This is a genomic window from Bradyrhizobium sp. 141 (assembly GCF_023074055.1).
GTDB lineage: Bacteria > Pseudomonadota > Alphaproteobacteria > Rhizobiales > Xanthobacteraceae > Bradyrhizobium.
The window spans coordinates 162,547-184,919 of the sequence record NZ_JADPKR010000064.1 but is presented as its reverse complement, the minus strand read 5'-3'; the positions used below and the strand labels follow the sequence as shown (position 1 = coordinate 184,919).

General features: G+C 63.9%; 23 protein-coding genes. 14 read left to right on the top strand and 9 right to left on the bottom strand.

Features of this window, described 5'->3' with window-relative positions; genetic code table 11:
• Positions 1 to 126 precede the first annotated feature (126 nt).
• From rlmN to IVA81_RS19020, 4 genes are all read right to left on the bottom strand, one after another.
• Positions 127 to 1,329 (bottom strand): 23S rRNA (adenine(2503)-C(2))-methyltransferase RlmN, encoded by a 1,203-nt coding sequence (gene rlmN, locus IVA81_RS19035; RefSeq protein WP_247320829.1) that lies wholly within the window; start codon positions 1,327 to 1,329, stop codon positions 127 to 129.
• A gap of 189 nt (positions 1,330 to 1,518) precedes the next feature.
• On the bottom strand, positions 1,519 to 2,181 hold the full coding sequence (locus tag IVA81_RS19030) for an invasion associated locus B family protein (protein WP_247320827.1): 663 nt from the start codon (positions 2,179 to 2,181) through the stop codon (positions 1,519 to 1,521).
• Positions 2,182 to 2,287: 106 nt separating this feature from the next.
• Positions 2,288 to 3,127: an SDR family oxidoreductase gene (locus IVA81_RS19025; RefSeq protein WP_247320826.1), complete on the bottom strand. Its 840-nt coding sequence runs from the start codon at positions 3,125 to 3,127 to the stop codon at positions 2,288 to 2,290.
• A 29-nt stretch (positions 3,128 to 3,156) separates the two neighbouring features.
• On the bottom strand, positions 3,157 to 3,348 hold the full coding sequence (locus IVA81_RS19020; RefSeq protein WP_247320824.1) for a hypothetical protein: 192 nt from the start codon (positions 3,346 to 3,348) through the stop codon (positions 3,157 to 3,159).
• Between IVA81_RS19020 and IVA81_RS19015 the strand changes: the two genes are divergently transcribed.
• From IVA81_RS19015 to IVA81_RS19005, 3 genes are all read left to right on the top strand, one after another.
• Positions 3,347 to 4,321: an NADPH:quinone oxidoreductase family protein gene (locus IVA81_RS19015; protein WP_247320822.1), complete on the top strand. Its 975-nt coding sequence runs from the start codon at positions 3,347 to 3,349 to the stop codon at positions 4,319 to 4,321. The genes IVA81_RS19020 and IVA81_RS19015 overlap by 2 nt on opposite strands.
• Positions 4,322 to 4,722: 401 nt before the next feature.
• Positions 4,723 to 5,565 carry a hypothetical protein gene (locus IVA81_RS19010; protein WP_247320820.1) on the top strand — a complete coding sequence of 281 codons (843 nt, stop codon included), beginning with the start codon at positions 4,723 to 4,725 and terminating at the stop codon, positions 5,563 to 5,565.
• A gap of 18 nt (positions 5,566 to 5,583) precedes the next feature.
• Positions 5,584 to 6,750, top strand: coding sequence for a TAXI family TRAP transporter solute-binding subunit (locus IVA81_RS19005; RefSeq protein ID WP_247320818.1), 1,167 nt, complete (start codon positions 5,584 to 5,586; stop codon positions 6,748 to 6,750).
• A 168-nt stretch (positions 6,751 to 6,918) separates the two neighbouring features.
• On the opposite strand, the gene IVA81_RS19000 is transcribed toward IVA81_RS19005, so the two are convergent.
• On the bottom strand, positions 6,919 to 7,311 hold the full coding sequence (locus IVA81_RS19000) for a YkvA family protein (RefSeq protein WP_247320817.1): 393 nt from the start codon (positions 7,309 to 7,311) through the stop codon (positions 6,919 to 6,921).
• A 100-nt stretch (positions 7,312 to 7,411) separates the two neighbouring features.
• A complete protein-coding gene (locus IVA81_RS18995) occupies positions 7,412 to 7,705 on the bottom strand; it encodes a 4a-hydroxytetrahydrobiopterin dehydratase (protein ID WP_247320816.1) in 294 nt (97 codons plus the stop codon).
• 154 nt (positions 7,706 to 7,859) lie between these two features.
• Here IVA81_RS18995 and IVA81_RS18990 point away from each other — a divergent pair, with 154 nt between their 5' ends.
• The 3 genes from IVA81_RS18990 (at position 7,860) to IVA81_RS18980 (ending at position 11,901) form a co-directional block, all read left to right on the top strand.
• Positions 7,860 to 9,305 carry a TAXI family TRAP transporter solute-binding subunit gene (locus IVA81_RS18990; RefSeq protein WP_247320815.1) on the top strand — a complete coding sequence of 482 codons (1,446 nt, stop codon included), beginning with the start codon at positions 7,860 to 7,862 and terminating at the stop codon, positions 9,303 to 9,305.
• Positions 9,306 to 9,495: 190 nt separating this feature from the next.
• A complete protein-coding gene (locus tag IVA81_RS18985) occupies positions 9,496 to 11,037 on the top strand; it encodes an alkaline phosphatase D family protein (protein ID WP_247320814.1) in 1,542 nt (513 codons plus the stop codon).
• 111 nt (positions 11,038 to 11,148) lie between these two features.
• Complete coding sequence (locus tag IVA81_RS18980; protein WP_247320813.1) at positions 11,149 to 11,901, top strand: hypothetical protein; 753 nt, start codon at positions 11,149 to 11,151, stop codon at positions 11,899 to 11,901.
• A gap of 3 nt (positions 11,902 to 11,904) precedes the next feature.
• Here the strand turns inward: IVA81_RS18980 and IVA81_RS18975 are convergent, their stop codons facing one another.
• The gene (locus tag IVA81_RS18975) at positions 11,905 to 12,285 is read right to left on the bottom strand and encodes a response regulator (protein ID WP_247320812.1); all 381 of its coding nucleotides are present in this window, start codon (positions 12,283 to 12,285) and stop codon (positions 11,905 to 11,907) included.
• A 178-nt stretch (positions 12,286 to 12,463) separates the two neighbouring features.
• Here IVA81_RS18975 and IVA81_RS18970 point away from each other — a divergent pair, with 178 nt between their 5' ends.
• The 6 genes from IVA81_RS18970 (at position 12,464) to IVA81_RS18945 (ending at position 19,386) form a co-directional block, all read left to right on the top strand.
• Entirely contained in the window at positions 12,464 to 13,228 is a 765-nt protein-coding gene (locus IVA81_RS18970; protein ID WP_247320811.1) for a helix-turn-helix domain-containing protein, read from the top strand.
• A gap of 212 nt (positions 13,229 to 13,440) precedes the next feature.
• On the top strand, positions 13,441 to 14,157 hold the full coding sequence (locus IVA81_RS18965) for a prolipoprotein diacylglyceryl transferase family protein (RefSeq protein ID WP_247320810.1): 717 nt from the start codon (positions 13,441 to 13,443) through the stop codon (positions 14,155 to 14,157).
• Positions 14,138 to 15,568 carry a radical SAM protein gene (locus IVA81_RS18960; protein WP_247320808.1) on the top strand — a complete coding sequence of 477 codons (1,431 nt, stop codon included), beginning with the start codon at positions 14,138 to 14,140 and terminating at the stop codon, positions 15,566 to 15,568. Before IVA81_RS18965 ends, IVA81_RS18960 begins: the two co-directional genes overlap by 20 nt.
• The gene (locus IVA81_RS18955; protein ID WP_247320806.1) at positions 15,565 to 15,858 is read left to right on the top strand and encodes a hypothetical protein; all 294 of its coding nucleotides are present in this window, start codon (positions 15,565 to 15,567) and stop codon (positions 15,856 to 15,858) included. Before IVA81_RS18960 ends, IVA81_RS18955 begins: the two co-directional genes overlap by 4 nt.
• A 237-nt stretch (positions 15,859 to 16,095) precedes the next feature.
• Positions 16,096 to 17,922, top strand: a complete 1,827-nt coding sequence (gene typA / locus IVA81_RS18950; RefSeq protein ID WP_247320804.1) for a translational GTPase TypA — start codon at positions 16,096 to 16,098, stop codon at positions 17,920 to 17,922.
• Between the two features lie 219 nt (positions 17,923 to 18,141).
• Entirely contained in the window at positions 18,142 to 19,386 is a 1,245-nt protein-coding gene (locus tag IVA81_RS18945) for an NAD(P)/FAD-dependent oxidoreductase (RefSeq protein ID WP_247320798.1), read from the top strand.
• 129 nt (positions 19,387 to 19,515) lie between these two features.
• On the opposite strand, the gene IVA81_RS18940 is transcribed toward IVA81_RS18945, so the two are convergent.
• Together IVA81_RS18940 and IVA81_RS18935 are read right to left on the bottom strand one after the other, a co-directional pair.
• Positions 19,516 to 19,923, bottom strand: a complete 408-nt coding sequence (locus IVA81_RS18940; RefSeq protein WP_247320795.1) for a thiol-disulfide oxidoreductase DCC family protein — start codon at positions 19,921 to 19,923, stop codon at positions 19,516 to 19,518.
• Positions 19,924 to 19,934: 11 nt separating this feature from the next.
• Positions 19,935 to 20,834, bottom strand: coding sequence for an alpha/beta fold hydrolase (locus IVA81_RS18935; protein WP_247320793.1), 900 nt, complete (start codon positions 20,832 to 20,834; stop codon positions 19,935 to 19,937).
• 266 nt (positions 20,835 to 21,100) lie between these two features.
• Here IVA81_RS18935 and IVA81_RS18930 point away from each other — a divergent pair, with 266 nt between their 5' ends.
• Together IVA81_RS18930 and ppa are read left to right on the top strand one after the other, a co-directional pair.
• Positions 21,101 to 21,610 carry a GNAT family N-acetyltransferase gene (locus IVA81_RS18930; RefSeq protein WP_247320791.1) on the top strand — a complete coding sequence of 170 codons (510 nt, stop codon included), beginning with the start codon at positions 21,101 to 21,103 and terminating at the stop codon, positions 21,608 to 21,610.
• Positions 21,611 to 21,786: 176 nt separating this feature from the next.
• A complete protein-coding gene (gene ppa, locus IVA81_RS18925; RefSeq protein ID WP_247320789.1) occupies positions 21,787 to 22,323 on the top strand; it encodes an inorganic diphosphatase in 537 nt (178 codons plus the stop codon).
• Positions 22,324 to 22,373: the final 50 nt, after the last annotated feature.

Genomic DNA, 22,373 nt, shown 5'->3' with positions numbered 1-22,373 from the left:
GTGTCACCCCGCCCCCAGTCGTCATGCCCGGGCTTGACCCGGGCATCCACGACATTCTCTCTTGCGGCTCGACGTGGATGGCCGGGTCAAGCCCGGCCATGACGCGCGTGGAGACCGTCGCCATCCTCAATCCGTCATCGCCATGGCGCGGAGCGCCTGGCGTTCCCTGGCCGAGAGCTTTTCGGTTTCCGACTTGAGCTGGCCGCAGGCGGCGAGGATGTCGCGGCCGCGCGGGGTACGGACGGGCGAGGAATAGCCGGCGTTGAAGATGTATTCGGAGAACTTTTCGATCTGGTCCCAGTCCGAGCATTCATAGGCCGTGCCGGGCCAGGGATTGAACGGGATCAGATTGATCTTGGCGTGAACGCCCTTGAGCAGCTTCACCAGCAGTTTTGCATCGTCGAGCGAATCGTTGACGCCCTTCAGCATCACATATTCGAAGGTGATGCGGCGTGCATTGGAGGCGCCGGGATAGTCGCGGCAGGCCTGCAGCAGCTCCTTGATCGGATATTTGCGGTTGAGCGGCACCAGCTCGTTGCGCAATTCGTCGCGCACGGCATGCAGCGAGATCGCGAGCATGACGCCGATCTCCTCGCCGGCGCGCACGATGTTCGGCACCACGCCCGAGGTCGACAGCGTGATGCGGCGACGGGAGATGCCGATCCCTTCATTGTCGCCGACGATCAGCAGCGCATCGCGCACCGCGTCGAAATTGTAGAGCGGCTCGCCCATGCCCATCATCACGATGTTGGTGACGCGGCGGGTGCCGTCCTCGCGATCGGCCCAGTCGTTCAGGCGATCGCGCGCGACCATCACCTGTCCCACGATCTCGCCGGCGGTGAGATTGCGCACGAGGCGCTGCGTGCCGGTGTGGCAGAACGAACAATTCAGCGTGCAGCCGACCTGCGAGGAGACGCAGAGCGTGCCGCGATCGGTCTCGGGAATGTAGACGCACTCGACCTCATGGGCGCGCTCGACATTGTCGCCGCTCGGCAGCCGCAGCAGCCATTTGCGGGTGCCGTCGTTGGAGATCTGCTCGGCGACGACCTCGGGCCGGTCGACCGTGAAGTGCTGCGCGAGCTCGGCGCGAATGCCCTTCGAGATCGAGGTCATGTCGTCAAAACTCTGGGCGCCGCGGAAATACAGCCAGTGCCACAGCTGCTGCACCCGCATCTTGCGCTGCGCCGGCGCGACCCCGATCTCGCCGAGGCGATCAGCAAGCTCGGTGCGCGACAGGCCGATCAGCGACGGCTTCGCCGGCGGCACATAGATTTCGAGTGGAGTCTTCTCCACCAATGTTGCGTTGTGCGGCTCGGTCGAGGTTTGCATTGAATGGACCTAGGATCAGTGCTGTCTCAATTCGTCATGCCCGGGCTTGTCCCGGGCATCCACGTCTTTCGTGCATCGCGGCTACGCGTGGATGGCCGGGTCAAGCCCGGCCATGACGACCGAAATTATGGAACACGCCCTATATAGCAACCGGAACCGCCGATTGCGACCGTGATACCGCTTGCAGCCTTAACGCCGGCAATCCTGGGCGATCTTGTCCAGCGCCTGGGCGAGGCCCTTCAGCGAGAACGTATCGGTCGTCTCGGTGCCCTTGGCCGAGACGCCCTTGACCACGAGCTCGGCGGATTTGCGCATGGCCTCGACCATCCGCTCCTCCTCGGCCGCGTTCTTGATCCAGAGGCCGTCGCCCTGCGAGTACATGGCGAAGGCGCCGCCGCCGACCTCGACCGAGGATTCCGAACCCGGCTTCAGCGCATAGCCGATCATGACCGAAACTTCGTTGTTCACCTTTTCGGCCGGACGGGTCGAGACGAAGGCATAGGCGGGATCGCGCGGCCGATTCGGCGGGTTGGTCTTCGACGACGAGGGTTTTGCCAAGGCGAAGCAGACCTTCTTGCCATTGGGCATCGCCGAATACGCGCCCCAGGTGCCGAACTGACCGATCAGGGTCGGCTCCGCACCGCCCGCAACCGCTGCGGGCGGGGCTGCCGGCTTGCTCTCGGGCTTTGCAGCCGACTTCGCAGTCGTATGGGCCGCCGGCGCAGCCGATTTCGGTGCAGCCTCTTTTGGAGCAGCTTTGGGCGCCGGTTGCGCCGTCTGCGCCCGCGCGGAATCGGCGAACCCCCCGGCCGCCACGCCAGTCATCAAAGCTAAAATCAGCACCCGCCACATGCTGGAGTGGTTCCCTCAATATTGTGACTGGAAGATGGCCCGGCCGCGCTTTGTCCCCGGGCAGGGATAGCCGGGAAAGTCCAATTTGGGAAGGCAGTTAGCAGTATCAGCCTTTGGATCGCGCCGCACGCTGCTCGGCCCATTGCGCATCGGTCCAACGCAACAAATCCTCGGCGCCGGAACTGCGCAAATGGGCGCCACCGTCGATGACGACCATCTCGCCATTGACGTAACCGGCGCGATCCGAGACCAGGAAGCTGGCGAGATCGGCAAGCTCGCTGTGCTCGCCCGTACGTCCAAGCGGATTGCGCGCGGTCCAGGCTTCGTCACGGCCTTCGGGGCGGAGCTGCCCCGACGCGCCCGCGGTCGGGAACGGACCCGGCGCGATGGCGACGGTGCGGATGCCTTTCGGCCCCCATTCCACCGCAAGACTTTTGGTCATCGCCAGCAGCGCCGATTTCGCCATCGCCGACGGCACGGTGAAGGCTCGGCCGGTGATGGTCGAGGTCGAGAGGATCGAGAGCACGACGCCGCCATGCTTGTCCTCGATCCAGCGCCTGCCGGCAGCGAGCGTGCAATACATCGCGCCATGCAGCGTCGGCGCCAGGATCGCATCGGCCGCTCGGAACGACAGCTGCTCGCTCTGTGCGATGAAGGTCGCGGCGGCGTTGTTGACGAGGATATCGATCGGTGCCTCACGCCAGATCGCGTCCATCATCGCCTCGACGGCCGCGCCGTCGCGAAGATCGCAGGCGATGGTCATGACCTTGCCGCCGGTCTCCTCGCGCATCTCGCCCGCGGTCGCTTCGAGCCGATCGCGCTTGCGGCCGCAGATGACGAGCTCGGCGCCGAGCGTGAGGAAGCGATGCCCCATCGCCGCGCCAAGTCCCGAACCGCCGCCGGTGACGAGAATGCGCTTGTTCCTAAGCAGGCTTGTTTCAAACATCGTTTGAATCCTTTTCTCCGCGGATTTCGTCATTGCGAGCGCAGCGAAGCAATCCAGAGTTCGTCCTGCGGAAATAGACTGGATTGCTTCGCTTCGCTCGCAATGACGAGGATAGGCCAGTGCATGGCTTCGGACAAAGAATCCGGATTGTCGCCCGTCCCTAAATCCGGCAAAACCGGGCCAACTATAATTCCACTCGAAACGCCCCAAGGTGCCGCCATGAAAGCCATCCTCTGCTCGCAATATTGCCAGCCCGACGATCTCGTGCTGACTGATGTGCCGGATCCGGTGGCCGGTCCCGGCGAAGCGGTGATCGCGATCAAGGCGGCGGCGCTGAACTTCTTCGACCTCCTGATGATTCAGGGCAAGTACCAGATCAAGCCGCCGTTCCCGTTCTCGCCGGCCGCGGAAGTCGCGGGCGTGATCGAGAGCATCGGCCCTGGCGTGAGCGATCTGAAAGTCGGCGATCGCGTCGTCGCGTCCTGCGGCCACAACGGCGCGCGCGAGAAGATCGCGCTGCCGGCGGCTTCGATCGTGAAGATTCCCGACAATCTCGACTACGACCGCGCCGCCGGCATCATCATCATCTACGGCACGGCGCTGCACGCGCTGGAAGATCGCGCCAGCCCGAAGCCGGGCGAGACGCTCGCGGTGCTCGGCGCAGCCGGCGGCACCGGCCTTGCCGCCTGCGAGCTCGGCAAGCTGATGGGGTTGAAGGTGATCGCCTGCGCCTCGTCGGATGAGAAGCTCGAATTCGCGAAAGCGCATGGTGCCGAGCTGACGTTGAACTACGCCAAGGAGGATCTGAAGGAAGGCCTGCGCAAGCTCACGGGCGGCAAGGGCGTCGACATCATCTTCGATCCGGTGGGTGGTGCCTATGCCGAGCAGGCACTGCGCTCGATCGCGTGGGAAGGCCGCTTCCTCGTCATCGGCTTTGCCGCGGGCGACATTCCGAAGATGCCGCTGAATCTCGCGCTGCTGAAGGGCTGCGACATCCGCGGCGTGTTCTGGGGCGCATGGACGCGGCAGAATCCGGAGAAGAATCGCGCCAATCTCGAGAAGCTCGTGAAGTGGACGGCGGAAGGAAAGATTTCATCGCATGTCGATCGCACCTTCCCGCTGGCACAGACCGCGGACGCGCTGAAGGTGCTCGCGGGACGCCAGGCCATGGGCAAGGTGATTTTGCATCCGTGATCTAAGGCGTCAGCGGCGCGACGATGCCGCCATACCCAACTGTCATCGCCCGCTCGATCGGGCGATCCAGTATTTCAGAGACCATCGTGTTTGGACCAAGACGCCGCGGCGTACTGGATGCCGCGGTCAAGCCTGGGCATGACAGCTGAGTTCATCGCACCTGGTTCCGCACGCCGCCGCTTGGTAAGATCTCCTCAACCACCACGGGCAAGAACGCGGTGCATTCCACAACCTCGCCCGAATCAAACCCAAAAATTTCCTGATTCGCTCCAATCGTCGTCGCTTTTTGGACTGATTCAAATTGCGATTTACTGGCTCCAGTTTGCAGGGCGCTCCTGGACAATAACAAAAACACTGAAACCGGTATGCCCCGCGTTGTTCAGTCCAGGGGGAGCATCACCATGGAGACGACGGCATTCCGTCCGTCCAGGGAGTCGAGGGCGCTCGACTCCAATCGAGCCGCATCACATCCGCCGACCGCGTCATTTATCCGTGCGCGCGCCGCACGGGCCGATCTTTCGCAAGACGATCCGATTCCGCTCTTCCTGTCCGATCCGCTCGGTGCGCCGGACCCAAGCGAATATACGCCAGTGGAGTTGCGTTCCAGAATTGTGCCGCGCGTTCTCGCGGCCGTCCTGGCGGCATCCACCCTGGCAATTCTGGCCGTGCTGTTTCAGTCCGACTTTCGCGGCTTCTTCACCGCCAATGCCGGTAGCTGGGTGGGCATCGCGCTGGACCAGGCGATGGCGTCGGCCAACGCGCCGGCCGTACCGCAGACCGCGCGCAAGGATCCGGCGCGCGTGACCGACGCAAGGCTGGCGAGCGCTGACGCGCAGGATCTCCCTGCACTGTCAACGCCGAGCCGCGAAGCGATTGCGACCGCTTATCAGACCGCGATGCAAGCCCAGACGCCTGCACCGCTGCCAGCGCCGACACCGCCGGCGCCCCCTCCACCTGCCAGGACGCTCGACGCCGACACGCTGGCCGGGCTGATGGCGCGGGCGAAGAGCCTGTTGACGGTCGGCGATATCGTTGCGGCACGCCTGCTGCTCGAGCGCGCGGCGAATGCACAGGATGCGACGGCGGCGTTCCTGCTGGCGCAGACCTATGACCCGGCCGTGCTGGGCACCAGCGACGCGCGGCGCATCGCCGCCGACGCGACCGCCGCGCGCGATTGGTACGGGAAAGCCGCGACACTCGGATCGGCGGAGGCGCGGCAACGCCTCGCCCAGCTTCAGAACTAGTACGCTTCAGGAGACATCATGCGTCACGTTTTGGGAATGGCGCTTGCCGCCATCATGACCATCTGTGCCTTCGCGGCACGCGCCGAACAGACCGAATACGATCCGGCCAAGGTCTCTGACGGCCTGAAGGCCATCTTCCAGTTCGGCTCGACCTCGACCAAGCAGGCGCTGAACGCCAACACCGTCACGCTGATCACCGGCACGATCGGCGGCACTTATGTGCAATTCGGCGCCGACCTCGCCTCGGTGCTCGACGACGGCAACAAGATCCGCGTGCTGCCGATCGTCGGTCGCGGTTCGGTGCAGAGCGTCGCCGATATCCTGTTCCTGCAAGGCGTCGATTTCGGAATCGTGCGCGCCGACACGCTCGACTATCTCGAACGCAAGGGTTTTGCCAAGGACATCAAGAAGCAGTTCACCTATGTGACCAAGCTCTACAACGAAGAGATGCAGGTGATCGCGCCGAAATCGGTCGCGACCCTGAAGGATCTCGAAGGCAAGACTGTAAGCGTGGACCTGCCCAATGGCGGCACCTTCGTCACCGCGCTCACCGTGTTCGAACGGCTCGGGATCAAGGCGAAGTTCGTCTATGTCGAGCAGCGCATCGCGATGGAGAAGCTGAAGGCCGGCGAGATCGACGCCGTTGTCGTGGTCGGCGGCAAGCCGTATAAATCGGTCTCGACCTTCGGCAATGACGGCCGCTTCCATCTTGCGAAGGTTGATTATGCGAAGCCGCTTCAGAGCGACTACCTGCCGGCGACACTGACCGCCAAGGACTATCCGAACCTGATCAAGGACGGCGAGAATGTGGACACGATCGCGGTGCCTGCGGTGCTCGCGGCTTATAATTGGGCGCCCAACACCGAGCGCTATCGCAAGCTCGCGCTGTTCGTGGACGCGTTCTTCACGAAATTCCCCGCGCTGCAAAACCCGCCCTTCCATCCCAAGTGGAAGGAGGTCTCGCTCGCAGCCCCTCTGTCAGGCTGGAACAGATTGCCGGTGGCGCAGCAATGGCTCGACAAACACGGCGTCGAGCCGGTGACACGGCAGCGCTTCGAGGCGTTTTTGAAGCAGAGCCCGGCGGCGACGCAGGTGTCCGACACGGACAAGGAAACGTTGTTCAAGCAATTCCAGGCATGGGACGCCGAGAAGGCGCGGGCACAGGCGGGGGTCGAGAAGAAATGAAGGCCGTCATTGCGAGGAGCAAAGCGACGAAGCAATCCAGACTGCCACCGCGGAAACAACTCTAGACTGCTTCGCTTCGCTCGCAATGACGCGCTTGAGGCGAGCGGCACCCACACACTGACTGTCGTCCGGCAAGGCCCGGACATGACATGAAGGCCATGTGTGCGGTTAGACTGCCTCCTGCGCCGCTTCCGCCTCATCCACCCCCCGCTTCAGTGCCGCACGGGCGGCCTCGCGATGCTCGGTCGTGATGTGACCGGCAACCATGCGGATGGCGGTGGCGAGGACGGCGGCGTCATCGGCGAAGCCCAGGATCGGCATCACGTCCGCGACGAAGTCGAACGGCAGGATGAAGTAAGCGATCGCCCCGAGCAGCGAGGCCTGGACGTGACGCGGCGTCTGCCGATCGAACGCACAGTAATAGGCAGCAAGCAGGTCTTCCGCGAACGGCAGATGCGCGGCGACACGCTTCAGCTTGCGCCAGAAGCGGCGGCGCACGCTCTCGCGATCCTCTGCGAGCCGATCGGCCGGCTCGAAACCGACGCTGTGTTCGGCAGCCATGTTCGATAAACTCCCCGTTCAGCCCGGAGGGGCGGATCGCCACATCCCGGCTGATCACAAGATGGGGATGTAGCCGACCCCTGCAAGACGTCGGCCGATCTCAGCCTGCGATCGCGTTCATCGTCTTGGCCAGCGCGATGTCGAGCGCCGTGACGCCGCCGGCGTCGTGGGTCGACAGCACCACCTCAACCGTCTTGTAGACGTTGCGCCATTCGGGGTGGTGATCCATCTTCTCGGCGGCCAGCGCGGCGCGGGTCATGAAGCCGAAAGCCTCGTTGAAATCCTTGAAGATAAAGGTCTTCCCGATGGCGGCATCCCGGCCCTGAACCTCGCTCCAGCCGGGTAGTCCGCTGAGCGCCTGCTTGCGCGCCTCCGCCGAGAGCCGTTCTGCCATGGTCATCTCCGTCCTTCAGGGGAACTTTACCCTAACACCGTGCTGACGCCCCGGGTTCATACGGGGATTTCCCGCCATCCGCTAACCATGACGGAGATGTAACCCCGCCGGACAAGAAATTTGCTACAATTGCGGGCGTAAATCGCCGGCCAAGATGAAACTGAGCCTGAAGCGCCTGTTTGGGAGATCGATGACCGGGGGATTGGACCTGGCTGAAGCGCCCCCTCCGCCTTCGCCGCGATCCGCGGCGCGGAAGACGGCGCTCGTGACCCTTGCACTCGTGCTTGCGATCGTCGGCGCGCTCGCCGGTGGCTATTACTTCGCGATGCGGCCGGTGACGCTGAAGCTCGCGGTCGGGCCCGCCAACAGCGATGACGTCAAGGTCGTGCAGGCATTGACGCAGGCCTTCACGCAGACCAAGAGCCAGGTGCGGCTGCGGCCGATCCAGACCGACGGCGCCACGGCCAGTGCCAATGCACTTGCGGAAGGCAAGGTCGATCTCGCCATCGTGCGCGGCGATCTCGACGTGCCCAAGAACGCGCAAGCGGTCGCGACCCTGCGCAAGAACGTCGTGGTGCTGTGGTCGGTACCGGGCAAAGGCAAGAAGCGGGGCCCGAAGATCACCAAGATCTCGCAGCTCGCCGGCCATCGCATCGGCGTGGTCGGCCGCACCCAGGCCAATGTCAATCTGCTCAAGGTGATCCTCCAGCAATACGGCGTCGATCCCGCCAAGGTCGAGATCGTGCAATTCCCGGCCAACGAAGTCGCCGAGGCGATCAAGGCCCAGAAGGCCGACATCTATCTCGCCGCCGGCCCGGTCAACAGCAAGATCACGGCGGATGCGATCGCCGCCTCCATCAAGGATTTCGGTGCGCCCAACTTCCTCGCGATCGATTCGGCGGATGCGATCGCGCAGAACCATCCGGTCTACGAAGCCTCCGAGATTCCCGCCGGCACCTACGGCGGCTCGCCCGCCCGCCCGGAGGACGAGGTCAAGACCATCAGCTTTTCGCACCACATCGTGGCGCGCAAAGGCGTGTCCGAAACCACCATCGCGGCGTTCACGCGCCAGCTGTTCGCCGTGCGCCAGCAACTGGTGACGGAATTCCCGCTCGCAGCGAAAATCGAAACGCCCGACACCGACAAGGACGCGGTCATCCCGGTGCATCCCGGCGCGGCCGCCTTCGTCGACGGCGAGGAGAAGACCTTCCTCGACAAATACAGCGATTACATCTGGTGGAGCCTGATGGCGCTCTCCGCCATGGGCTCGATCGGCGCCTGGTTCGCGGGCTATCTGAAGAAAGACGAGCGCGACAACAACAGCCATCTGCGCGAACGGCTGCTGGACATGATCGCGGCGGCCCGCAAGTGCGAGACGACCGACGAGCTCGACCAGATGCAGGCCGAGGCCGACGACATCCTGCGCGACACACTGCGCTGCTTCGATCACGGCGCGATCGAGGAAGCCGCACTCACTGCCTTCAACATCGCGCTGGATCAATTCCACGCCGCCGTCGCCGACCGCAAGGCGGTGCTGTTCAGCCTGCCGCAGAATTTGCAGCGCGCGGGCGCGCAGTTCAGGGCCGCCGGCAACGCTTAAAGGCTTGCCCACGTAATCACTGCGTCACATTGTCTCACTATAGCTTCCGTCATTCCGGGGCGATGCGAAGCATCGAGCCCGGAATCCATCGCGCCGCATACGCGAGGAGAAATGGATTCCGGCTCGCGCCTGACGGCGCGCCCCGGAATGACGGACTTTCCTGCGAGCTCGGGTTCGGAGCCAAATCTTCATGAACTTGAAATTCTCCCGCCGCCGCTTTCTCGCCACCGGCGCCGGAGCGCTCGGCACGATCGCGATGCCTTATCTCTCGCGCGCGGCCGATCGGCCGGCGGTCACGCATGGCGTACAGTCGGGCGACGTCACGGCCAGTGGCGGCGTGGTGTGGGCGCGCACAGACCGACCCGCGCAGATGCTGGTCGAGGTGGCGACGACTGACACGTTCAGGGATGCCCGTGCGCTGCCGCCGATCGCCGCGCTCCCCGAGAGCGACTTCACCGCAAAGATGTTGCTGGAGAACCTGCCGGGCGGCCAGGACATCTTTTACCGCGTCCGCTTCCGCGATCTCTCGCATAGCGCGGTCGAGGGCGAGGCGGTTGTCGGCCGTTTCCGCACCGCGCCGGCCGATCGCCGCGATGTCAGCTTCGTCTGGGGCGGTGACGTCGCCGGCCAGGGCTGGGGCATCAATCCCGATGACGGCGGCATGTTCACCTTCTCCGCGATGCGCAAGCACCGGCCGGACTTCTTCCTGCATTCCGGCGACACCATCTATGCCGACGGCCCGATTGCATCCGAAGTGAAACTCGCCGACGGCAAGATCTGGAAGAACGTCACCACCCCCGAGAAGGCCAAGGTCGCCGAGACGCTGGACGAGTACCGCGCCGCGCACAAATACAATCTCACCGACGACAATCTCCGCGCCTTCAATGCCGAGGTGCCGATCTTCGTGCAGTGGGACGACCACGAAGTGACCAACAACTGGTCGCTGTCGAAGGAGTTGCCGGCCGCCTACAAGGAGCGCGACATCGCGCTGCTCGCCGCGCGCGGCGCGCGTGCCTTCCACGAGATGTATCCGCTGCGCGAGAGCATCAATGAGCCCGGCCGGGTCTATCGCCAGATCTCCTACGGCCCGCATCTCGACGTGTTCATGCTCGACGAGCGCAGCTATCGCGGCCCGAACGGCCCCAATGTCGAAACCGCTTACGGCCCCGCCAGCTATTTCCTCGGCCCGGACCAGATCGCCTGGCTCAAGCGCGGCCTGCTCAATTCGCGCGCGACCTGGAAAGTGATCGCTTCCGACATGCCGCTCAGTCTCGTCGTGTCAGACACGTCCAAGGGCGGCTCGGAAGCATTCGCGCAAGGCGACGGCCCGGTGCGCGGCCGCGAGTTCGAGATCGCCGACATCCTGCGCTTCATCAAGATGGCGCCGATCAGCAACACGGTGTGGCTAACCGCCGACGTGCACTACGCCGCCGCGCATTATTACGATCCGAACAAGGCGCAATTCCAGGAGTTCGAGCCATTCTGGGAATTCGTCTCGGGCCCGCTGCATGCCGGCACTTTCGGTCCGAACGCGCTCGACAACACCTTTGGACTTGAGGTGCGCTTCGTCAAGGCGCCGGGCCAGGACAGCCAGAACCTGCCGCCGTCCGCCGGCATGCAATTCTTCGGTCACGTCAAGATCGACGGCGCGTCCGGCCAGATGATTGTGACATTGCGCGACCGTACCGACGTCGCCCTGTGGTCGACGACGCTCGATCCCAAGCTTGCGTGACCCAGCTCGCAGCCGGACGGCGGTGAACCATCCGGCCGGCCCGAACGACCATTGCAGGCCCATACATTTTCACGGGCCTGATGCCGTCCGGACCATTTTCGGGTTGAAGCCGTGCTGTTCCGTCGCCGAACCATCGTCATCGTCCTCCTGCTAAGCGCGGCCTCGCCCACATGGGCGCAGCCCCAAAAGCAGGCCCAAAAGCAGATCCAAGAGCAAACCAAGGACAAGGCCACGCGGGTGCGCGAGGCGTTCGCATCGCCCTACGGCAAGGCCCTGACAGCCGAGCTCGGCAAATCGCTCCGCGCAAGCGCCGATCCCGTATGCCTGACGGACAAGGGGCTAGCTGCCGACCAGCTCGAGCCGCGCGGCCGCGATATCGTCATGACATGGGGCACGCGCATGCTGGAAAGCGCATTCGCGCGCAGCGAGCGGCAAATCGCGGACAACCCGTTCGCCGGCGCGGCCGAGCTGGAAAGCCTGAAGGGCAATGCGGATGTGAAGCGCTATCTGGCGATGGAAGAGCCGCTGCGCCAGGCCAAGATCCTGGATCTGATCTTCGAGCATTTCGACCGCTACAATTTAATCAGCCGCGTGAAGCTCGGAGCGGTGTCTCCGCCTGCCACCGGCAACGAGGCTGTGCTCCGTCTCAATCCAATCGACACCACGGAGGAGAAGCTGGACGAATTCGCCGGCAAGAGCCGGTCGAAGGCGCTGAGACGTTTCCTGCAATTGTCGGAGGAGGCGGGAGCTGCGCAAGTCGCGGAGATCAAGAAGCTCGCATCACCACTGCCGCCGCTTCCGCACACCTACTTCAAGGGCGTTGAGAACGACCTCGCCGAGCTCTGCATCCGCTCCGGCAGTTAGCCCTCAGGCGCCGCGCGTGCGTAACGCCGCCTCCAGCGCGTCACTCGAACACGGCTTCTGCAACCGTGGCCGGCCGGCGAATTCGGGCGGAATGCGCGCTTCGGCGCCATAGCCGGTGACGAAGACGAACGGGATCTTCAGCGCGACCAGCCGCTCGGCGACCGCAAAGCTCGTCTCCCGGGTCAGCTCGACATCGAGCAGCGCGAAGTCGGGCGGACGGTTTGCGATGGCGCCCAGCGCCTGCCGCACCGACCCGACGGTCCTCACGCTTGTCACCCCAAACCCGAACAGGCGGTCCTCGAAATCGATCGCAATGATCGGATCGTCTTCGACGACCAGAACGTCGGCAGGACAGGGAGAGCCATCGGGAGGTACGGGTGACATGATCGCAACTTGGAGCAGGAGGTTTTCGGATCAGGACAGCCGCGCCACGATGCCTGCGCCCAGCGCACCGGAGGGTTCCCGGAACGAAACCACCACATCACAGTTCTCCAGTCTGTCCACTTGTGCACACAGGATCCGGCCGGAACTCGCTACTGTCGAGGGAAGATAGGGGTTCATCATGGATGCGCGCATCAGCAAGACAATTGAGGTCGAGAGCCGGCCGGCCAACAATCTGCTGAGGCGTTTGAGCCCGGCGGACTACGCTCTGCTCGCGCCTCACGTCGCCGTCGAGGACCGTGCGGCAAGCCAGCTGCTCTACAATCCCGGTGACGACGTTCAGGTCGTCCACTTCCCGTGCGGACCGGCGCTCGCGACCTTTCTCGTCCCCAACGAGGACGGCCGCGACGTCGAGACCATCCTGGTCGGCCGCGAAGGCGCCGTGGGCGGCATTGTCAGCGAGGGATTCCTGCCGGCCTATACCCGGATCTGCGTGAAATTCGGCGGGCCGTTTGCGCATATTCATGTCGCCAAGCTGGAAGCGGCCAAGCTGCGCTCGGTGTCGCTGCGCAACATCTTTGCCCGCTATGCCGATTGCATGCTGGCGCAGATCTTCCAGTCGACCGCCTGCAACGCGATCCATTCGATCGAGCAGCGGACCGCCAAATGGATCCTGGCGGCGATGGAGCGGACCGGCGACGAGAGCAGCGTGCCGCTGACACATGAGCAGCTTGCGACACTGCTCGGCGTTGGCCGCAGCTATGCCAGCCGCGTGCTTCAGTCGTTCAAGGCAGAACGAATTCTCGACACGAGGCGTGGATCGATTCTGGTTCGCAGCCGCGACGGCCTGAGGCTTCGCGCCTGCCTGTGCAACGACGCGGTGAAAATGCATTTCGAGGAGGTGCTGCGCGGCGTCTATCCGACCGAGGAGCGGGAGGCCGGGTAACGAGCCGTTCTTCCTTCTCCCCCTGTGGGAGAAGGTGGCGCGCGCACTGCGCGCGTCGGATGAGGGGTTCTATCCGCGAACTCGCCTAGACGCGAGAGACCCCTCACCCCAATGAGCTTGTGGCAAATTGCGGAGCTGCCCTCTCCCACAAGGGGAGAGGGCACAGTCATGCGCGGCGCTTTTCCAGTCGTACCGTGCTATGCTCTCCCCGCATGAGCGGGGCTTTCCTTCACACTCTCTTCGACATTGCAGCCTGGCTGGCGGCGGCGGCCGCTGTGTACTGGCTGTCGCGACAGCGCCTGCAGTTTCCGGCGCAATCCTTCGAGCTGCCTTATATCGCCGCGCTGGTGTTCGGTGCGGGTCTCGGAGCCTATCTGTTCGGCTCGGCCAATCTGTGGCTGTCGGGTCAGAGCGGCATTGCGCGCTCGGTCGAGGGCGCCCTGGCTGGCGGCATCGTGGCGATCGAGCTCTACAAATGGTCCGCAGGGATCACGGTCCGAACCGGCGCGCGGTTCGCGCTGCCGCTGGCGCTCGGCATCGCGATCGGCCGGCTCGGCTGCTACTTCGCCGGCCTTGACGATTTCACCTATGGTACGCCGACCGCGCTGCCGTTCGGCCATGATTTCGGTGACGGCGTTCTGCGCCATCCCGTGCAGCTCTATGAGAGCGCGGCCATGGCCGTATTCGCGCTTGTCTATGTGCTGGCGGTCTTGAACCGGAATGCTTTTGTGATCACCAATGGTTTCTACCTGGTGCTCGCCTATTACGGAGCGCAACGCTTTCTGTGGGAATTCCTCAAACCCTACGGCCCGCTGATCGGCCCCCTCACCCTGTTTCACCTGCTGTCGCTGTCCATCCTGCTCTACGCCGCATTCATGCTGGCGACGGCCCCCAAAGCGAGACCTGTGCATGAACGCGCCGTTGCGTAAGTCGCGTCCCTACATCTTCTGGGGCCAGACCCAATCCCTTTGCGAAACCTGCCTGAAGCTGGTGCCGACCAAGATCCAGATCCAAGACAACGAGGTCTGGTACGAAAAGCGCTGCAGGGAGCATGGCGTCCAGTCGACGCTGGTGTCGACGGATGCCGCCTATTGGCGTCTGTGCAAGGATTTCATCAAGCCCGGCGACCGGCCGCTGCAATTCCAGCAGCGCACGGAATTCGGCTGTCCCTATGATTGCGGCCTCTGCTCCGACCACGAGCAGCATTCCTGCCTGGCTCTGATCGAGATCACCGAGCACTGCAATCTCACCTGCCCGGTCTGTTTCGCGGAATCCTCGCCAACACGAACGAAATTCACCCCGCTCGCAACGGTCGAGAGGATGCTGGACGCGCTGGTCGCAAGCGAGGGCGAGCCTGATCTGGTGCAGATTTCCGGCGGTGAGCCGACGCTGCATCCGGATTTCTTCGAAATCCTGGACGCGGTGCGGGCCCGCCCGATCCGCCACGTCATGATCAACACCAACGGCCTGCGCATCGCCCGCGAAAAGGATTTCGTGGCGCGGCTCGCCGAGAACAAGCGCGGGCTGGAGGTCTATCTCCAGTTCGATTCGCTGCAGCGCGATGCGCTGATCAACCTGCGCGGCGCGGATTTGCGCAAGATTCGCCAGCAGGCCCTGGAGAATCTCGAGCATTACGGCGTGTCGACCACGCTGGTCGCGACCATCAAGCGCGGCGTCAACGAGGCCGAGATCGGCGATATCGTCCGCCACGCGCTCACCTGGAAATGCGTGCGCGGGGTCACGCTGCAGCCGGTGCAGGACGCCGGCCGCAACGAGAACTTCGACAAGAATACCGACCGCATCATGCTGTCGGAAATCCGCAAGCGCGTGATCGAGACCGGCGTGTTCGGCGACAAGGACATGATCCCGCTGCCCTGCAACCCGGAGAGCATCTCGATCGGCTACGGCCTGCGCAACGGCGAGAAGGTGCTGCCGCTGACCTCGCTGATTCCGCAGGAGCAGTTGGTCGCGGTGATGCCCAATACGATCAGCCCGGAGAAATATCCGATGCTGCGGGAGAAATTCGTCGACCTGTTTTCGCTGTCGTCGGGGCCGCTCAACACGAGCGAGCGGGTCTGCGAATTGCTGTGTTGCCTGCCAAGCTTCGAAGTGCCGGAAGGACTCTCCTACGAGAACGTCTTCCGCGTCACCATCGTGCAATTCCTCGATCGCTTCAATTTCTGCGTCGGCAACGTCAAGCGCAGCTGCATCCATTTCGTGACGGAGCAAGGCGCGATCATTCCATTCGACACCTACAATCTGTTCTACCGGAACGGCAAGATCGACGGCATCCGCACGGCGCTTGCCGCGCAGGCGAGGGAAGGGGTCTTGCAGGCATGAGCATCAGCGACACACCGCCACCGGCGCCCCCGGGTCCGCCTCCTGCCCCGATGCAAAAGCGCAGCGGCTGCCTGACCGCGCTCATGGCGATCTTCGGGATCCTGATGCTGCTGCCGGGTGCCTGTGCACTGCTCTTCGGTGGAATGTCGGTGGTCGAGGATGGCCGGATCGCCTCCGACATCGCACCACTGGTCTTTTTGGGCCTGGTCGTGGGAATAGGCGGGGTCGCCCTGATCTGGGCGGCCATCAAGGGGCGGAAGGCCCCCGCCCATCCCGGAACGCAAGCCTAACCCCCGGAGATTCCCGGACAAAATTCAGTCAACCAATGGCCAAAGAACACATTGTTTTTTGGCGGTTTTTGCATATATTGCGCCGCAACGCGTAGGGTGCCCGGTCAAGATGGCCGGGCTTCCTTTTTGGGCGGCGAGCGCCCGTTTCCAGTCTTCCAGCGTTGTTTCGAGAAGAGGTCCCGGTCCGACCGGCGAGATCGCGCTTAACCCATTGTTCGAACGCAAAGAAGCTCACTCATGAACCTCCGTAACGTTGCCATCATCGCCCACGTCGACCACGGCAAGACGACCCTGGTCGACAAGCTCCTCCAGCAGTCCGGCACGTTCCGCGAAAACCAGAAGGTGACCGATCGCGCCATGGACTCCAACGACCTGGAGCGTGAGCGCGGCATCACCATTCTGGCCAAGGCGGCCTCGGTGCAGTGGAAGGACACCCGCGTCAACATCGTCGACACCCCGGGCCACGCCGATTTCGGCGGTGAGGTCGAGCGCATCCTGAACATGGTGGACGGCGCGCTGGTGCTGGTCGACGCCGCCGAAGGCCCGCTGCCGCAGACCAAGTTCGTGGTCTCCAAGGCGCTCAAGGTCGGCCTCAAGCCGATCGTCGTCATCAACAAGGTCGACCGCCCCGACGCGCGCCCGACCGAAGTCATCAACGAGGTGTTCGACCTGTTCGCGGCGCTCGATGCCAGCGAGGAGCAGCTCGACTTCCCGATCCTCTACGGGTCGGCGAAGCAGGGCTGGATGGCGGAGAGCCCCGAGGGTCCGCAGGACAAGGGCATGGAGCCGCTGTTCGACCTGATCCTGCGCCACGTCGCGCCGCCGAAGGTCGAGGAAGGTCCGTTCAAGATGATCGGCACCATCCTGGAGGCCAACCCCTATCTCGGCCGTATCATCACCGGCCGCATCTCCTCCGGCGTGCTCAAGCCGAACCAGCAGGTCAAGGTGCTACATGCCGACGGCAAGCTGGTCGAATCCGGTCGCATCACCAAGATCCTGGCTTTCCGCGGTCTCGAGCGCACCCCGCTCGATGAGGCCGAAGCCGGCGACATCGTTGCCATCGCGGGCCTGACCAAGGGCACCGTCGCCGACACCTTCTGCGATCCCACTGTCGAAGTGCCGCTGCCGGCACAGCCGATCGATCCGCCGACCGTGTCGATGTCGTTTATCGTCAACAACTCCCCGCTCGCCGGCACCGAAGGCGACAAGGTGACGAGCCGCATGATCCGCGACCGTCTGTTGCGCGAAGCCGAAGGCAATGTCGCGCTGCGCGTCGTCGAGGCCGCCGACAAGGACGCGATGGAAGTCTCGGGCCGCGGCGAATTGCAGCTCGCCATCCTGATCGAGACCATGCGCCGCGAAGGCTTTGAGCTCTCGGTGTCGCGTCCGCGCGTCGTCTACCAGAAGGACGAAGCCACCGGCGCGACCATGGAGCCGATCGAGGAAGTCGTCATCGACGTCGACGAGGAGCATTCCGGCGTCGTCGTGCAGAAGATGAGCGAGCGCAAGTCCGAGCTGATCGAGATGAAGCCCTCGGGCGGCAACCGCCAGCGCCTGGTGTTCTACGCGCCGACCCGCGGCCTGATCGGCTACCAGGGCGAACTGCTCACCGATACCCGCGGCACCGCGATCATGAACCGCCTGTTCCACGGCTATGCGGCGTACAAGGGCGAGATTCAGGGTCGTCGCAACGGCGTCCTGATCTCCAATGACCAGGGCGAAGCGGTGGCCTACGCCATGTTCAAGCTGGAGGACCGCGGCCCGATGATGATCGAGCCGGGCTGGAAGGTCTACAAAGGCATGATCGTCGGCGAGCACACCCGCGACAACGACCTCGAGATCAACGTGCTCAAGGGCAAGCAGCTCACCAACATCCGCACGACCTCCAAGGACGAAGCCGTGCGCCTGACCCCGCCGATCCGCATGACGCTGGAAAAGGCGCTCGCCTATATCGAGGACGACGAGCTCGTCGAGGTCACGCCGAAGTCGATCCGCCTGCGCAAAAAGCACCTCGACCCGAACGAGCGCAAGCGCGCGGAGAAGGCCAAGGAAGCGGTGGCGTAAGCCGCCGCACTCCGCAGTGCCGTAGGGTGGGCAAAGCGCAAGCGTGCCCACCACTTGAGAATGGTGGGCACGGCGCAAGAGCGCCTTTGCCCACCCTACGAGACCGTCTCTGGAATATTGAATCACCCGCTCCGAAGCGCTGTTGCGCACATGAGCGGGTGATGGCGGCTATTCGCGTAGCGGCTTCAGCACACCCAGCGAACGTGCTAGAGCCCACTCATGTCCCTCCCCGCCTCCGTCGACGTCGCGATCATCGGCGCCGGTGCCGCCGGCCTCGGCGCGGCACACGCGCTGGCGGGCCGCGGCCTCGCCGTGATCGTGCTGGAGGCGCGTAACCGGCTCGGTGGCCGGGCCTGGACCGTGCAGGCCTCGCCCGAAGTGACCTTCGACGTCGGCTGCGGCTGGCTGCACTCGGCGGACAAGAACTCCTTCGTCGCAATCGCGCAACAGCTGGGTTTCGAGCTCAACAGGGACCTGCCGCCCTGGCGCGAGCGCGCCTATGGCAACGCGTTTCCGCAAAGCGAGCGCGACGATTTCCTGCGCGCGATGGATACGTTCTACGAGCGTCTCTGGCAGACCGCGCTGGAGGGCAAGGATGAACCCGCGAGCCTGAGCCTGGAGCCCGGCAATCGCTGGAACCCGATGATCGACGCGGTCTCGACCTACATCAACGGCTGCGAATTGAAAGACATGTCGACGCTGGACTGGGATGCCTATGAGGACACGGACCTCAACTGGCGCGTCCGGCGCGGCTATGGCGCGCTGATTGCCGCCTATGGCGCGCCCTGCCCGGTGGCGTTGGACTGCAACGTCGCGCTGATCGATCATTCCGGCAAGCGCATCCGCATCGAGACGTCGCAGGGCACGCTGACCACCGACAAGGTGATCGTCACCGTCCCGACCAACCTGATTGCCGATGAGGCGATCCGCTTTTCACCACCGTTACCAGCCAAGGTCGATGCGGCAGCCGGCCTGCCGCTCGGCGTCGACGACAAGGTGACGCTGGCGCTCGACGGCGCCGAAGCCTTCCCGAAGGAAGGCAATCTGCGCGGTGCCACCATGCGTACCGAGATGGGCACCTATCACATCCGCCCGTTCGGCCAGCCCTGCATCGAAGGCTTCTTCGGCGGCAGCTTTGCGCGCGCGCTGGAAGACGCCGGCGAAGGCGCAATTGCCGCGCACAGCATCGACGAGATCGCCGGCTTCCTCGGCAACGACATCCGCCGCAAGCTGAAGCCGCTGTATGAGTCGCGCTGGGCCCACGATCCCTTCGCGCGCGGCTCATATTCGCACGCGCTGCCCGGCCACGCCGACGATCGCGCCGTGCTGGCGGCACCGGTGGATGGACGGCTGTTCTTCGCGGGCGAGGCGACGTCGCCGACTTTCTTCACGACGGCGCACGGCGCGCGGGACAGTGGAGAGCGGGCGGCGCAGGCAGTGCTGGCGGCTCGAGGCAAACCGTAGCCGCAATCTCCGTCATTGCGAGGAGCTCTTGCGACGAAACAATCCAGTATCCCTGCGCGGTGGCAGTCTGGATTGCTTCCGCCTTCGCCAAGGCTTCGGCGGACAAGTCGCTTCGCTCGCAATGACGGGCTACTCGATCACCCGCGCCCGTAAATCAGCATCGGGCACGAAGCACGAATCGTACTTGCCGAAGATGCGATAGCGATTGCGTGCAACAAGGCTGTAGACGAAATCGCGCAGCGGCTTCGGCGCCGCGAATAGCGCGCGCACCCAGCTCCAGCCGGGCAGCTGCGACAGCACAGTCAGCGCAGCATCCGACTTCATGAATATCGCGCCGCCGTGGACCACCGCATTGGTGTCGGGATCCTCCGGATCGATACCAAATGTCCGCGCGAGCCGGGTCCCATAGTCCGACTGGATCGGCGTGAAGCGAAACAGGTTCGCCGTGTCGCGCTTCGCAACGAAGCGGACCCAGCGCGAACAGAAGATGCAGACGCCGTCGAACAGGATCACGTCGTCGTCGGGCCATTTGCTCATTGGCGATCGTCCTACGGCTTCCTGGTCGCCATTGGCCTGGGCTGACTCAATGCACGCGCGAGCTCGCGGCTCGCAGCGTCGACCCCGGCTTCGCTCTCGATCAACCAATGCCCCTCGCTGCCGACGGCCGGCAAGGCGCGAAAATCGGCTTTGCCGCCGCTGCTGCGAAACGCATCGACCAACGCTCTGGAAAATGCCGGCGAGAAGTAGCTGTCGTTATCCGCGACGAGCCATGTGACGGGAATGCGTGCGCCCCTGCCGAACTCCGCGGCGGCCGCACGAAGCGAGCGTGGCGCGCAGATCCGGTTCGGCTCGTCATTGGCATGGCCGCCGCGCCCCGGCGCAAGCACTGTGATCGCGGAGATCGCTTTCGGATCGGCATTGGCGAGCGCCAGCGCACCCCAACCCCCGGCGGAATGGCCGATCACGATGGCGGCCTCCTTGCGAATGAAATCCTGCTTTCGCAAATAATCGAGCGCGAGCCAGATTTCCTCGGCCGTAGCACGGCCCGAATGCGCATAGTCGGCCTCGTCACATCCACCCTGGTCCTCGACATAATTGCCGCCGGTCGCACCATGGCCGAGCCGCTCCGGCACCAGCACGGCAAAACCGCGCGCGACGAGATAGGCGGCGAGCGGACGGTATTCCGGCTGAGGCATCTGCGCACGACGCAAGCCGTTCTGCGTGGAGGCGTGTGCGATCACCGCAAGCCGAAACGGACCTGCGCCGGCGGGGCGAAACAGCAGGGCATGCGCAGCAATGCCGGTATCCGGCGACGGCACAAGCCATTGTTGTCGGCGAAGCGGCTCGCCCTCCTCTCCCGATGGGCCAAACGTGACCTGAGCGCACAGAGGCGGCGCAGTCAGCAAGGCCAGCAGAGACAGGAGCGCGATGGTGTTGATGAGCCGCATGAATGGCCGAGGGCGAACACGAACAGCGACAGCCACACTAGTAGGAACGAATCACCATGGGCGGATTTTCTGCGTTGCCATTGTCATTCATTCGTTGCCGCAACAGGAGTTTTGCACCGATGCAGGGCACGCCGGTGCCATTTGATTGGCGTCTTGTCTTTTTTCGGTACAACATGGCTAGGATACTGATGCACAAAGTCCACACGTTAACCGATAATTAACGATAGGTCTTGCCGCCGACGCGGCGACTTGGTTTGATTGCGTCCATGAGCACAACCCTGATCGAGGTCCGGCCGGCCAAAGCTGCAGATGCAACTGCGGTGGCGTCCACTCATGACGAAGCCTGGCGCTCCGCCTATCAGGGCATCATTCCCGGTGCCGAGCTGGAAAAGCTCATCAACCGCCGGGGCCCGCAATGGTGGGACAGCGCGATCCGCAAGGGCAGCCGCGTCAGCGTGCTCGTGTTCGGCGACAAGATCGCGGGCTACGCCAATTACGGTCGCAACCGTGCCCGCAGTCTGCATTTCGACGGCGAGGTCTACGAGCTTTATCTGCGTCCGGAATTCCAGGGCCTCGGCTTCGGCCGTCGCCTGTTCGCCGCCGCCCGCCGCGACCTGATGCAGAGCGGATTGAAGAGCATGGTGGTGTGGGCGCTCTCGGACAACGACCCGGCGACCGAGTTCTACCGGGCGCTGGGGGGCCGTATGGTGGCACGCTCGTCAGAGCGGTTCGGGCCGAAGGCGCTCGACAAGGTTGCCTTCGCTTGGACCAATTGAGCTGCTGAAAGCTGAATCGGCAGCGTTTCCCTTCCGTCGATACCGTTGCCTTTGAGCCGGTGATTTCCGGATTCATTATTTCACAAAAACGCGATGGATCAGCGGGCCAAGCCCGCGTATGACAGCCCAAAATCGCTGCCGGGCGCGATTTCACCTCGGCAACAACGGAGCCTTGAATGCGTATCGATGCGATCTCGATCGGGAAGAACGTACCCCACGAAGTCAACGTCCTTATCGAAGTCCCCGTGGGCGGCGAACCGATCAAATACGAGATGGACAAGGAGGCCGGCACGCTGGTGGTCGACCGCTTCCTCTACACGCCGATGCGTTACCCCGGTAATTACGGCTTCATCCCGCACACACTGTCTGGTGACGGCGACCCCTGCGACGTCCTGATCGTCAACACCCGCGCCATCATTCCCGGCGCCGTCATGAGCGTGCGCCCGGTCGGCGTGCTGTTCATGGAGGACGAAGCCGGCGGCGACGAGAAGATTCTGGCGGTGCCGTCGTCGAAGCTCACGCAGCGCTATGACAAGGTGAAGTCGTACTCCGACCTGCCCGACATCACGCTGCAGCAGATCCAGCACTTCTTCGAGCACTACAAGGATCTCGAGAAGGGCAAATGGGTGAAGATCCTGCGCTGGGGCGGCCCGGAGGATGCGCACAAGCTGATCCTCGAAGGCATGGATCGCGAGAAGAAAAAGAAGGGCTGAAGTTCCGGTGTCCCGGACGCGATGCGGCACGTCCCGGCGATGCGAAGCAT

Excerpts from the sequence above, each read along its gene's own strand:
- IVA81_RS18985 (WP_247320814.1), top strand. The coding sequence starts at position 9,496 with ATGAACTTGAAATTCTCCCGCCGCCGCTTTCTCGCCACCGGCGCCGGA.
- IVA81_RS18995 (WP_247320816.1), bottom strand. The coding sequence starts at position 7,705 with ATGGCAGAACGGCTCTCGGCGGAGGCGCGCAAGCAGGCGCTCAGCGGA.
- IVA81_RS18970 (WP_247320811.1), top strand. The coding sequence starts at position 12,464 with ATGGATGCGCGCATCAGCAAGACAATTGAGGTCGAGAGCCGGCCGGCC.
- IVA81_RS19020 (WP_247320824.1), bottom strand. The coding sequence starts at position 3,348 with ATGGCGGCACCTTGGGGCGTTTCGAGTGGAATTATAGTTGGCCCGGTT.
- IVA81_RS18990 (WP_247320815.1), top strand. The coding sequence starts at position 7,860 with ATGAAACTGAGCCTGAAGCGCCTGTTTGGGAGATCGATGACCGGGGGA.
- IVA81_RS19025 (WP_247320826.1), bottom strand. The coding sequence starts at position 3,127 with ATGTTTGAAACAAGCCTGCTTAGGAACAAGCGCATTCTCGTCACCGGC.
- IVA81_RS18965 (WP_247320810.1), top strand. The coding sequence starts at position 13,441 with ATGAGCGGGGCTTTCCTTCACACTCTCTTCGACATTGCAGCCTGGCTG.
- IVA81_RS18955 (WP_247320806.1), top strand. The coding sequence starts at position 15,565 with ATGAGCATCAGCGACACACCGCCACCGGCGCCCCCGGGTCCGCCTCCT.
- IVA81_RS19030 (WP_247320827.1), bottom strand. The coding sequence starts at position 2,181 with ATGTGGCGGGTGCTGATTTTAGCTTTGATGACTGGCGTGGCGGCCGGG.
- IVA81_RS18935 (WP_247320793.1), bottom strand. The coding sequence starts at position 20,834 with ATGCGGCTCATCAACACCATCGCGCTCCTGTCTCTGCTGGCCTTGCTG.
- IVA81_RS18960 (WP_247320808.1), top strand. The coding sequence starts at position 14,138 with ATGAACGCGCCGTTGCGTAAGTCGCGTCCCTACATCTTCTGGGGCCAG.
- IVA81_RS19010 (WP_247320820.1), top strand. The coding sequence starts at position 4,723 with ATGGAGACGACGGCATTCCGTCCGTCCAGGGAGTCGAGGGCGCTCGAC.
- IVA81_RS18930 (WP_247320791.1), top strand. The coding sequence starts at position 21,101 with ATGAGCACAACCCTGATCGAGGTCCGGCCGGCCAAAGCTGCAGATGCA.
- IVA81_RS19005 (WP_247320818.1), top strand. The coding sequence starts at position 5,584 with ATGCGTCACGTTTTGGGAATGGCGCTTGCCGCCATCATGACCATCTGT.
- ppa (WP_247320789.1), top strand. The coding sequence starts at position 21,787 with ATGCGTATCGATGCGATCTCGATCGGGAAGAACGTACCCCACGAAGTC.
- IVA81_RS18940 (WP_247320795.1), bottom strand. The coding sequence starts at position 19,923 with ATGAGCAAATGGCCCGACGACGACGTGATCCTGTTCGACGGCGTCTGC.
- IVA81_RS18945 (WP_247320798.1), top strand. The coding sequence starts at position 18,142 with ATGTCCCTCCCCGCCTCCGTCGACGTCGCGATCATCGGCGCCGGTGCC.
- rlmN (WP_247320829.1), bottom strand. The coding sequence starts at position 1,329 with ATGCAAACCTCGACCGAGCCGCACAACGCAACATTGGTGGAGAAGACT.
- IVA81_RS19000 (WP_247320817.1), bottom strand. The coding sequence starts at position 7,311 with ATGGCTGCCGAACACAGCGTCGGTTTCGAGCCGGCCGATCGGCTCGCA.
- IVA81_RS18975 (WP_247320812.1), bottom strand. The coding sequence starts at position 12,285 with ATGTCACCCGTACCTCCCGATGGCTCTCCCTGTCCTGCCGACGTTCTG.
- IVA81_RS19015 (WP_247320822.1), top strand. The coding sequence starts at position 3,347 with ATGAAAGCCATCCTCTGCTCGCAATATTGCCAGCCCGACGATCTCGTG.
- typA (WP_247320804.1), top strand. The coding sequence starts at position 16,096 with ATGAACCTCCGTAACGTTGCCATCATCGCCCACGTCGACCACGGCAAG.